The sequence below is a fragment of the Bifidobacterium sp. ESL0763 genome (assembly GCF_029433395.1).
Classification (GTDB): domain Bacteria; phylum Actinomycetota; class Actinomycetes; order Actinomycetales; family Bifidobacteriaceae; genus Bifidobacterium.
In genome coordinates this window covers 1,383,256-1,394,198 of the sequence record NZ_JAQTHW010000002.1, presented here as the reverse complement: position 1 = coordinate 1,394,198, position 10,943 = coordinate 1,383,256, and the positions used below count along the sequence as shown (strand labels likewise).

At 67.9% G+C, this 10,943-nt stretch carries 6 protein-coding genes; 2 read left to right on the top strand and 4 right to left on the bottom strand.

Going from position 1 to position 10,943, the window contains the following annotated elements; genetic code table 11:
* The first annotated feature begins 100 nt into the window (after positions 1–100).
* Together PT282_RS06415 and PT282_RS06410 are read left to right on the top strand one after the other, a co-directional pair.
* Positions 101–4,123, top strand: a complete 4,023-nt coding sequence (locus tag PT282_RS06415; RefSeq protein WP_277168704.1) for a DNA-directed RNA polymerase subunit beta' — start codon at positions 101–103, stop codon at positions 4,121–4,123.
* A 527-nt stretch (positions 4,124–4,650) separates the two neighbouring features.
* Positions 4,651–5,253, top strand: a complete 603-nt coding sequence (locus tag PT282_RS06410; protein WP_277168702.1) for an FHA domain-containing protein — start codon at positions 4,651–4,653, stop codon at positions 5,251–5,253.
* A gap of 170 nt (positions 5,254–5,423) precedes the next feature.
* Here PT282_RS06410 and PT282_RS06405 read toward each other — a convergent pair whose 3' ends face one another.
* The 4 genes from PT282_RS06405 to PT282_RS06390 all read right to left on the bottom strand — a co-directional run bounded on the left by PT282_RS06405 (position 5,424) and on the right by PT282_RS06390 (position 10,790).
* Positions 5,424–6,083: a hypothetical protein gene (locus tag PT282_RS06405; protein WP_277168701.1), complete on the bottom strand. Its 660-nt coding sequence runs from the start codon at positions 6,081–6,083 to the stop codon at positions 5,424–5,426.
* A 71-nt stretch (positions 6,084–6,154) separates the two neighbouring features.
* Entirely contained in the window at positions 6,155–7,012 is an 858-nt protein-coding gene (locus tag PT282_RS06400) for a PP2C family serine/threonine-protein phosphatase (protein ID WP_277168700.1), read from the bottom strand.
* The gene (locus PT282_RS06395) at positions 7,009–9,570 is read right to left on the bottom strand and encodes a transglutaminase domain-containing protein (RefSeq protein WP_277168699.1); all 2,562 of its coding nucleotides are present in this window, start codon (positions 9,568–9,570) and stop codon (positions 7,009–7,011) included. Before PT282_RS06395 ends, PT282_RS06400 begins: the two co-directional genes overlap by 4 nt.
* On the bottom strand, positions 9,567–10,790 hold the full coding sequence (locus PT282_RS06390; RefSeq protein WP_374114167.1) for a DUF58 domain-containing protein: 1,224 nt from the start codon (positions 10,788–10,790) through the stop codon (positions 9,567–9,569). Before PT282_RS06390 ends, PT282_RS06395 begins: the two co-directional genes overlap by 4 nt.
* Positions 10,791–10,943 lie beyond the last annotated feature (153 nt).

Below are 10,943 nucleotides of genomic sequence, written 5' to 3'. Positions count from 1 at the left end.
ACGCTTCCGCCCGGCCCCGCATGGTCACCGACCACCCGTGGGCCGGGCAGGAAGCCCGCAACATACGTAATTGACATCAATTGGAAGACAGGACAAAAGAGTGCTGGACGTCAACGCATTTGACAAACTGAGGATCGGCCTGGCCACCACCGAGGACATCCACAACTGGAGCTACGGCGAGGTCAAGAAGCCGGAAACCATCAACTATAGGACCCTGAAGCCCGAGAAGGACGGCCTGTTCGGCGAGCAGATCTTCGGACCGACCCGCGACTGGGAGTGTGCCTGCGGCAAATACAAGCGCGTGCGTTTCAAGGGCATCGTCTGCGAGCGCTGCGGGGTGGAGGTCACCAAGTCCCGCGTGCGCCGCGAGCGCATGGGCCACATCGAGCTGGCCGCGCCGGTCACGCACATCTGGTTCTTCAAGGGTGTGCCGAGCCGTCTGGGCTACCTGCTCGACATCGCGCCGAAGGACCTGGAGAAGGTCATCTACTTCGCGGCCTACATGGTCACCAAGGTCGACGACGAGCAGCGCCACCAGGACCTGCCCGACCTCACCGAGGAATTCGAGACCGAGATCGCGCGCATCCAGAAGCGCCGCGACGCCGAGGTGGAGGAGCGCGCCAAGAAGGTCGAGTCCGACCTGGCCGAGCTCGAGGCCAGCGGCGAGGCCAAGGGCAGCGCCAAGACCAAGCTGCGCAACTCCGCCGAGCGCGAGATGGCGGCCATCCGCCAGCGCTACGACGACCAGGTGCAGCGCCTGACCGCCGTGTTCGACCGGTTCAAGACCCTTGAGCCCGGCGACATGGAGGGCGACGTCGACCTGTGGCAGGAGATGTGCGACCGCTACGGCGACTACTTCGAGGGCTGCATGGGCGCCGAGGCGATCCAGAAGCGCCTGCGCGACTTCGACCTCGAGGCCGCGGCCAAGCAGCTGCGCGAGGAGATCGACACCGGCTCCGGCCAGCGCAAGGCCCGCGCCCTGAAGCGTCTGAAGGTCGTCAACGCCTTCCTGACCACGGGCAACAAGCCCGAGGCCATGGTGTTGAACGCGATCCCGGTCATCCCGCCGGACCTGCGCCCGATGGTGCAGCTCGACGGCGGCCGCTTCGCCACCTCCGACCTCAACGACCTCTACCGTCGCGTCATCAACCGCAACAACCGTCTGAAGAGGCTCATCGAGCTGAGCGCCCCCGAGATCATGCTCAACAACGAGAAGCGCATGCTCCAGGAGGCCGTCGACTCGCTGTTCGACAACGGCCGTCGTGGCCGCCCGGTCACCGGCGCCTCCAACCGCCCGCTGAAGTCCCTGAGCGACATGCTCAAGGGCAAGCAGGGCCGCTTCCGCCAGAACTTGCTGGGCAAGCGCGTCGATTATTCCGGCCGTTCTGTGATCGTGGTCGGCCCCTCGCTGCGCATGCACCAGTGCGGCCTGCCGAAGCCGATGGCCCTGGAGCTCTTCAAGCCCTTCGTCATCAAGAAGCTGGTGGAGCAGAACTACGCGCAGAACATGAAGAGCGCGAAGCGTCTGGTCGACCGTCAGGACGCCTCCGTGTGGGACGTGCTCGAGGACGTCATCAGCGAGCACCCGGTGCTGCTCAACCGCGCGCCGACCCTGCACCGCCTGGGCATCCAGGCCTTCGAGCCGATCCTGGTGGAGGGCAAGGCCATCCACCTGCCGCCGCTGGCGTGCGCCGCCTTCAACGCCGACTTCGATGGCGACCAGATGGCCGTCCATCTGCCGCTGAGCGTCGAGGCGCAGGCCGAGGCACGAAGCCTGATGATGGCTTCCGACAACATCCTGAAGCCCGCCGACGGCCACACCGTCACCATGCCCTCGCAGGACATGATCCTGGGCCTCTACTACCTGTCCTCGGTCGTCGAGGGCGCCAAGGGCCAGGGCCGCGTGCTCGGTTCCGTCGAGGAGCTGCGCATGGCCGTCGACCGCCACGACGTCGATGTGCAGGCCAAGGTGCTGGTGCGCCTGCCCAAGGACTTCGTGCTGCCCACCGATTGGCAGCCCACGGAGTTCAAGGCCGTCGATCCCGAACTCGGCTGCCCCGAGACGGTGAGGGAGGAGCGGTTCAAGGACGGCTCCATCCTCTTCGGCACCTCGTACGGCCGCCTGAAGTTCAACGAGACCCTGCCCACCGACTACCCGTTCGTCAACGAGCAGGTCGCCAAGGGCAAGCTCTCCGAGATTGTCGACGACATCGCCACGCGCTACTCCACCGCACAGGTGGCCGCCACGCTCGATGCCCTGAAGGATCTTGGCTTCACCCGCGCCCCGTGGTCGGGCGTCACCATGTCCTTCTCCGACATCGTCGAGCCGCCGGAGCGCCTGGACATCATCCACGACTACGAAGGCCAGGCCGACAAGGTCAACGAGCAGTACGAGATGGGCCTGCTGACCGAGGAGGAGCGCCGCCAGGAGCTCATCAACCTGTGGACCGAATGCACCGACAAGGTCGCGGATGCCATGCGCGATAACTTCAAGGACGACAACAACGTCAACATCATGGTGCAGTCCGGAGCGCGAGGCAACTGGATGCAGATCCGCCAGATCTCCGGCATGCGAGGCCTGGTGGCCAACCCGAAGGGCGACATCATCCCCCGACCGGTCAAGTCGAACTACCGCGAGGGCCTGTCGGTGCTGGAGTACTTCATCTCCCAGCACGGCGCCCGCAAGGGCCTGGCCGACACGGCACTGCGTACCGCGGAATCCGGCTACCTCACCCGTCGTCTCGTCGACGTGGCCCAGGAGGTCATCGTGCGCGAGGACGACTGCGGCACCAAGCGCGGCCTGACGCTCAAGATCGCCGACCACGACGAGGACGGCAATCTCGTGCTCGTGCGTGACGCGGACGGCGGTCCTTACTCCCGTCTGCTCGCCGCCGACGTTCTCGACCCGAAGGACGGCAAGACCGTGCTCTACAAGCGCGACGACGCCCTCTCGATGGACGTGCTGCGCGACCTGGTCGCCCACGGCGTCGAAGAGGTCAAGGCGCGCTCCGTGCTGACCTGCGAGTCCAAGCGCGGCGTGTGCGCCAAGTGCTACGGCTGGTCGCTGGCCACCAACAGGCTGGTCGACGTCGGCGAGGCCATCGGCGTGGTCGCCGCCCAGTCCATCGGCGAGCCCGGCACCCAGCTGACGCTGCGTTCCTTCCACTCCGGCGGTGTGGCTTCGGCCTCCGATATCACCCAGGGCCTTCCCCGTGTCACCGAGCTCTTTGAGGCGCGTACCCCTAAGGGCGAGGCGCCGATCGCGGAGTACCCGGGCACCGTCAAGGTGGAGGACACCGACCACGGCCGCCAGGTCACGCTGACCCCCGACGACCAGGGCGTCGAGCCGATCACCTACCCGGTGACCCGCCGCGCGCCGCTGCTCGTCAAGGACGGCCAGCACATCGACACCGGCACCCAGCTGATCGAGGGCTCCGTCGACCCGAAGAAGGTGCTGCGCATCCTCGGACCGCGCGCCGCCCAGATCAACATCGTCGAAGGCGTGCACGACGTCTACCGCTCCCAGGGCGTGGACATCCACGACAAGCATCTCGAGGTGATCGTCCACCAGATGCTCCGCCGCATCACGGTGATCGATTCCGGCAGCACCAAGCTGCTGCCCGGCGAACTCGTGGACCAGACGAAGTTCAAGGAAGCCAACATGCAGGCCGTGAAGGAAGGCGGCAAGCCCGCCGCCGGACGCCCCGAGCTGCTCGGCATCACCAAGGCTTCGCTGGCCACCGATTCCTGGCTCTCCGCCGCTTCGTTCCAGGAGACCACCCGTGTGCTCACGGAGGCCGCGCTGGAGCAGAAGTCCGACGAGCTCAAGGGCCTCAAGGAGAACGTCATCATCGGCAAGCTCATCCCTGCCGGCACCGGCCTGGCGCGTTACCGCAACGCGACGGTCGAACCCGACAAGGCCATCCGCGACACCATCTACCCGAACTTCGGCTTGGGCGACGAGAACGGTGGCGAGCTCGGCGAGGGCGGCCTGGACGATGTGGACTTCTCCAACATCGACTTCGGCGACCTGAAGCTCGGCGACGACTTCAACCCCGACGACTTCCTCGACGACCAGGGCGGCCAGACCGACCTCGGTGGCCTGAGCGACGACAACGCCTGAGGTTCTGAGGGTCTTGATGGTTCGGGTGCCTGAGGCCTAGCGTCTCGGGTCACCGAAATCCCGGGGAGCGCCCCACTGTGCCAACCGCACGGTGGGGCGCTCCTCGTGTATCCGGGTATACGTGAGTATCGGGGTTCTTGGTTGGCGGCTGGTTTGCGGCAGAGACCGGTCTGGCCGGCGCGGCGGTGGTTCCGACAGGTCCGAATGTTGTGTTGGGGCGGTAGAATGAGGACATGAGTAATACGCCTTTTCCGCCACCGCCAGAGCCTGGCTGGTACGACGATGATGTCACTGTTCTTTCGGAATTGAACGGGTCGCAGACGGGCGGAAGTCCTGTTGCCGACGCTGCCGCGGACAGAATGTCGGCGGCGGATTCCGCGGCCGGGAATGCTACGGGTGCGATGCCGGCGGCCGGGAACGCTGGGGTTGCGGCCGGAAATATGGCCGGTGCGGCCACGACGTCGATGGTCGATGCGGCTGGGGCTGAAACGGTTGCTGGGAATACCGCAGGTGAGGCTGCGACGTCGATGGCTGGAACCGAGCATGAGGCCGGTACGTCGGCGGCCGGGGATGCCAGAACCGCGACGATGGAACCCGCACCGTCCGGCGAACCATCGGTCGGCAATGAGACCGCCGGCACCACGTCGGCTGAGCCGGGTGTGTCCATTGACGGATCCACCGGCGACACCGACGGTTCCGCCGCAGCTGTCGGTGGCGCGTCTGGCCCCGCGCTCAACGAGGACGGCGACATCGAGGATTGGGACGGCACCGTGCTCTCATCCTCGTTCATGGCCAAGGCCCCCAAGAAGACCTACCATCTGCACAACGACGCCACCGGGCAGGACATCGAGCTCGACCGCAGCACCCTGCTGGGCCGCCACGTCTCGGCCACGATCCCCGAGGGCGCGGTGTCGGTGAAGCTCATCGACCCGACGCGCACCGTCTCGCGCAACCACGCGGCCATCAGCTTCGACAAGGACGGCACGCTGTGGATCGAGGACTACGGCTCGCTCAACGGCACCTACGTCATCGTCGACGAGCACGAGACGCAGGTCAAGGGCAAGCCGGTCAGGATCGAGCCGCCGGTGACGCTGCGTATCGGCGACCAGTTCTTCCAGCTGAGCGAATAAGAGCCACGTCAAATCTGTTTCGCCAAACGGCGTGCGGAAGGGTGAACACCCGACCGCACGCCGTTCGCATATGAAGTGGCGAGATAACACGACGCCCCTGACCTGGCGGGATTGGACCGCAGGGCAGGGGCGTCGTCGTGAGCCGATGAATCGACTGATTGGCAGGCCGCTTATTGGCGCATGGCTAGGGCCGCGTTGATGGACGGGTCGTTGAGCTGGGCCAGCCAGTCGAGCAGCTCGGGGTAGGTGTTGGGGTTGCGTGCCAGGCAGGCGCGCAGCTCCGGGGCGTACTGGGCGATGCGCGCGATGGTCATCTGGTCGGTGTTCGGGTCCAGGGCCTGCTCGGCGGTGAAGCCATACGGGTTGGTGGCGGGCTGGGCGGCCTGCTGGCCCATGCCGGCCTGCTGACCCGCCATGGCCTGCTGCTGCGCCATGCCGCCCTGCTGGCTGACGACGGGCTGCTGGCCCGCGGCGATCTGCTGGTCGGCCACATAGAACTGCCCGGCCTGGGCCTGTTCCTGCATGCCAGCCGCCTGGGCGCTGGCCTGCATACCGGCCTGTGCGTCAGCCTGTGCCTCGGCCGCGTCGTCACGCTGCTGGATCGGGGTGGACGGGCCACCCTCGGGCGCGGCGAAGCCCATGGCCTGCAGCGTCTGCCGGGCGCGCTCGTCGCCGAACTCGGCGATCCAGCGCTTCAGGCCCGGGTAGCACCGCGGGTTGGCGGCCACATTGGCGCCGAACTCGGGGTTCTCGTAGGCTATCTTGGCGAGCATGACCGGGTCTGCCTGCTGATCCTGCACGACAGCCGCGGCGGTATCGTAATCGACCATTTCTTGCTGCTTTCTCCTTGGTGTTGCTTCTATCGTATGTATTCAAATATGCCCGACGCGATGGCCAAGCCTCAGGTCCTCAGCCCGTCGAGGGTGGTGTCGCCTATGGACGAGAGGTCCTCGCCGCGGTCGAGCTTGCAGGCCCGCCACGGTTCGGGAGCGTTGTCGCCGGCATCATCCAGGTCCACGACGATGACGGTGACGTTGTCGTTGCCTCCGGCGTCGAGCGCGGCGGCGATGAGCGCGGTGACCGCGTCCTGCGGGTCGGGGTTGGCCTCGCAGATCTCGCCGATCCTGCGCTCGGCGACGAGCGAATGCAGGCCGTCGGAGCAGACGAGGAACCGGCCGGTGGGCACGACCGCGAAGAAGTCGGGGTCGATGCCGTCGGGGGAGCCGATGCACTGGGTGATGATGTTGCGTGGGATGGTCGCGTTGGCCACCTCCGGCAGCATCAGCCCGGAGTCGATGGCCTCCTGGCGCTGGGAATGGTCGGTGGTCACCTGGCAGATGGAGCCGGCCACGCAGGTGCCGTCGGCACGGCGGTCGAGATGGTAGGTGCGCGAGTCACCGACGTTGATGACGTACCAGGGTGAGGTCGCGTCGATCGGGCCGTCGCCGGGAATGGAGGGCGCGATGAGTCCGGTGGCGGTGGTGCCGGCCACGCCTCCCAGCTCCTCGCCGAGCCCGCGGGTCTCCTCCTGCGCCTCGGCCAGTGACCGCTCGATGTCGGCGCGCTCGCGGGTGTGCCTGGAGGCCAGGGCCGCCAGATGCTTGACCACCAGGCCGCTGGCGCGTTCGCCGCCGACGCCTCCGCCCATGCCGTCGCAGACCACATAGACCCCGAGCGCCGCCAGGCCGTTGTCCTGGTTGTTGCGCCGCTTGTTGCCGATGTCGCTGCCGATGGCGGTGTGGATGCATGCAGCGTTCATCTGCGGCCTTTCCTCTCGGTTGCTCTCTTGCCTGTATGAGCCAGTATAGACTTCGCCGTGCGCAACAGGGCGGATGCCGCGGCCTTGAGTCCGGCGACCAGGCCGGCGATGGTGGGCCTGCCCAGCACGCCCCGCAGCGACAGGCGCGTGCGCAGCCTGCGCCAACGGGTCTGCCCGGAGAGGATGCGGCTGCGGGACTCGTCGATGCGCTGCCAATACCGCTCGGGCGCGTCCTCGCCCAGCTGCGCGCCGGAGAAGGCGGCCCAGTCGGCCTCGTGGCAGAGCGTCTCGAGTTCGTCCGTCTTGTCGGCTCCCAGTGCCTCGGCGATCTGCCGGGACTGCTCGCGGCGGGTGCCGTGGGTGCGGATGCCGCTTTGCAGGGCCAGCATGTCGAGAGCCTTCCAGCCCGAGGCGATGCGCGCGCCCGGCGAGCCACGGCGCCGCATCATCGCCAGCTGCACGGCCTTGACCAGCAGGATGATCCCGCAGATGCCCAGAACGATCCACAGCGGGCTGCCGTAGTAGGCCACCACGCCGATGACGTGGAAGACCTTGGCGAAGACGCGTCCGAAGAGCGAGTCGTCGACCTCGTCGCCGTTGAGCGACGTACGGTTGCGGGCCTGGTTCTGGTCGCGCAACGGGTCGGTGAGCGGCACCGGCGGCTGGCGCACCAGCGTCTTGGGCTTGGGCGGGGTGAGGTCCTGGTTCTTGTTGGGGACCTTCGTCTCCTTGGGCGTGGGGTAGAAGGCGACCCACCCGTGGCCCTTGAGCTTGATCTCCACCCAGGCCTCGATGTCGTTGCCGGTGAAATTGGTGACCGTGCCGTTCCTGGTCTGCTTGGTGCGGGCCTTGGAGATGCCGCCGTCCTTGTCCTTGGGTAGGAAGCCGAGCACCACGCGGCTGGGCAGCCCCAGCTCGCGCGCCATCAGGGCCATCGTGGAGGCGTACTGCTCGCTGTCGCCCACCATCGCGCTGCCGGCGAGCATCTGGTCGATGCGGTAGTTGCCGTGGCCGGGCAGTGAGGGATAGTCGCCGGTCAGGCCGTGCGAGAACCAGCCCTTGGTCTTCAGCGCCGTGGCCAGCGCGTCGGCGGTCCTGCCGTCGCTGGACTGCTTGCCCACCAGGGAGGGAGCGAGCTTGCCCACGCTGTCGGGCACGTCCTTGGTGGCCGGCTGCGAGACGTGGTCGGCGCTGGAGCGCGCCACCTCCTGCGCCGAGGGCACCTCGGGGATGACGCCGGTCTCGGTGTAGGTCTCGCCGGCCTGGGTGCCTTCGGGGACGATGGCCGAATGCGTGCCGAGGTTGTAGTAATAGGAATCCTGGCCGTCGGACTTGGTGGACTTGGCACCCTTGCCCTGCCCGTCGGCGAAGGTGATGGACGTGGCGTCGCCGGCCAGCGGCAGCCACTGTTCCGAGAAGCCGCCGTGCACCGTGATCCGCGCCTTGAAGCCCCTGCCCTCGTCATCGGCCTGGATGGCGCTGCCGACCTTGCGGTAGTCCGAGGAATCCGAGGCGTCGGAGGAATCGGAGAGGTTCCACACGTTGCCGTCGAAGCGGTCCATCACCGCCAGGCGGATGGGCGTGCCGGCGGGCAGGTCGCGCGCGGTGACCAGCGTGTCCTTCTTGTGGTCCTTGACGTAGGAGCGCATGTCGCTCATCGGGCTCGTGTATTGGTGCGGGTCGAGCGGCGGGTTGTAGCGTTCGCGCAGGGTCAGGCGGTGCTGCGGGACCACCAGGCACGCGCCGAACGCCAGGGCCGCGGCGATGACCACGATGACCGTGGCGCTCGCCAGCCGGTTGAGGTTGAGCGAGTGGCGCCGCCAGGCCAGCCAGACGACCAGGACGATCATCGCCACGATGGGGCAGGCCACGCGGGCCGTGCCCGTGGAGGTGCCCAGCAGCGCGCTGACCACTAGGTTGAGCAGCAGCGGCACGATGCTCGCCAGCGAAAGGTCGTGGGCCTCGTCGGCCGCCAGCACGCCGGCCAACAGCGCGGTGAGGAGGTTGAGCGTCCAGAGGGCCATGAGCCCGCCGTCCGCGCCGCCGACCGGGGCCGCCACCGAGATGACGTACTTGAACGCGCCGAACGTGTCGATCGCGCCCTGGGTGAGGGTGTCCGCCGTCGGGACGAGATGGGCGATCGTGGTGCCGTTGAGCGTGATGACCGGGCCGACGACGAACTGGGCGACGACCAGGAAGACCAGCTGCCACCAGAGGCGCAGGGCCGGGAAGGTGCCCGCGAAGGCGATCAGGCAGCCGAGCAGCGCTGCGGGGATGGCCACGCCGGCCCACATCAGGGCGGAGCCGTAGGCGTCGATGAGGTTGGCCGAGCTCAGGCAGATGATCGCCAGGATTGCGGCCAGGCCCAGCAGGCAGGCGCGCCGGGAGCGGTGCGGGGTGACGAAGGAATAGCCGCGGCCGTCGCTCAGCACGATGGGGGAGCGGGTCTCCGAGGCCCAGGAGCCGTTGGCGCGGCCGGTGGCGGTTCCAGTGGTGCCGGATGTGCCAGCGGTACCGGTGATGTCGGCAAGCGGAATATGCGGGGTATGCAGTCTCATCGCAGCGCCTCCATCACCAGGGGCAGGTTCTCGAGCTGGTCGACGCTCGCCAGGGTGAAGCCGTCGTAACGGCGTATCGAGACGTCCTGCGAGGGGTCGACCTGGAAGATGACGCACACCGATTCGCCGGGCATCGTGGCGGCGACGCGGCGCAGGGCCTCGAAATCGGCCAGGGAGCCGGTGACGAAGAAGTAGAACGAGGCGTTCGGGCTGCCCTCGAGGGTGGCCGAGGCGAGGTTCGGGTCCTCGTCGGCGTCGGGCGTGATGCCGCTGCACCAGTCGAGGAAACGGGTGGGATGCGTGGCCCGGCTCTCGCGCGTGGAGGCGCGGCAGACCAGCGGGCGGTCGTCGACCAGGCACTGCGCGCCGATGGAGGCGGCCACGCTCACCGCGGTCTCGAACTCGCGCTCGCCGGGGTAGGCGGCGGGGTTGCAGGCCAGGGTCAGCGAGGTGTCGGTGCGCTTGGTGGCGTCGTATTGGCGGATCATCAGCGTGCCCGTCTTGGCCGAGGAGAGCCAGTGGACGTTGCGCATGTCGTCGCCCGGGCGGTATTCGCGCAGGCCGTAGAAATCGAGGTCGTCGTCGACCACCTGCTCGGTGGGGCCTCCCTCGAGGTCGCGCGCCAGCCCGGAGCTCAGGGTGCTCAGGCGCACCGTCCTGGGATGGATATAGACGTCGATCGTCTCGCTCAGCGACTGCTCGTGGCGGATGAGGCCGAACGGGTCGCCCTTGCGGATCGACAGGGGGCCGACGGGCAGCACCGCGCGTGTGGCGGCGCGGAAGCGGACCTGCTGGCGCTTGGATTTGCCGGGGGCCAGGGCCGGGATGCGGAAGGTCTTGCGCGCCTCGCCCAAAGGCAGCTCGCCGGTGGCGCTGACGGTGGGGACCTTGCCGGGGTTGGCCACCTCGACGTCCACGTCCACGCTCTCGCCGACGGTGATGCGGCTTTCGGAAAGGCCGAGGGTCGCCTTGAACGAGGTGTTGCCCAGCGACATCACGAGTCCCGCCGCCTCCATCACCAGCGCGATGACGGCGATGACGAGCAGCTCGTGCCAGCCCAGGGCCGGGAAGGCCGCCAGGCTCGCCACACCGAGCGCCAGCACGCACCAGCCCAGGGGCGAGACGTAGGAGGTGAGCCAGCCGGGGGCCGCCTTGCGCGCCCTGCCGAGCCAGCGCCGTGCCTTGCGGAAGAAGCGGAGCAGGGCCGGGGGCATGGTGATGTTCGGCATCCTGAGGTTGGGCCTCTTGGAGCCGGGCTTTGCCGGTCCGGATTGCGTGGGTCCGGAATTGGCCTGGCCGGGCATGCCGGAACCTGGCTTCGCCGCGCCCGGCCTCATTCGGCCGAGCCGCAGTGAGGCGCGGGATGTCTGTCG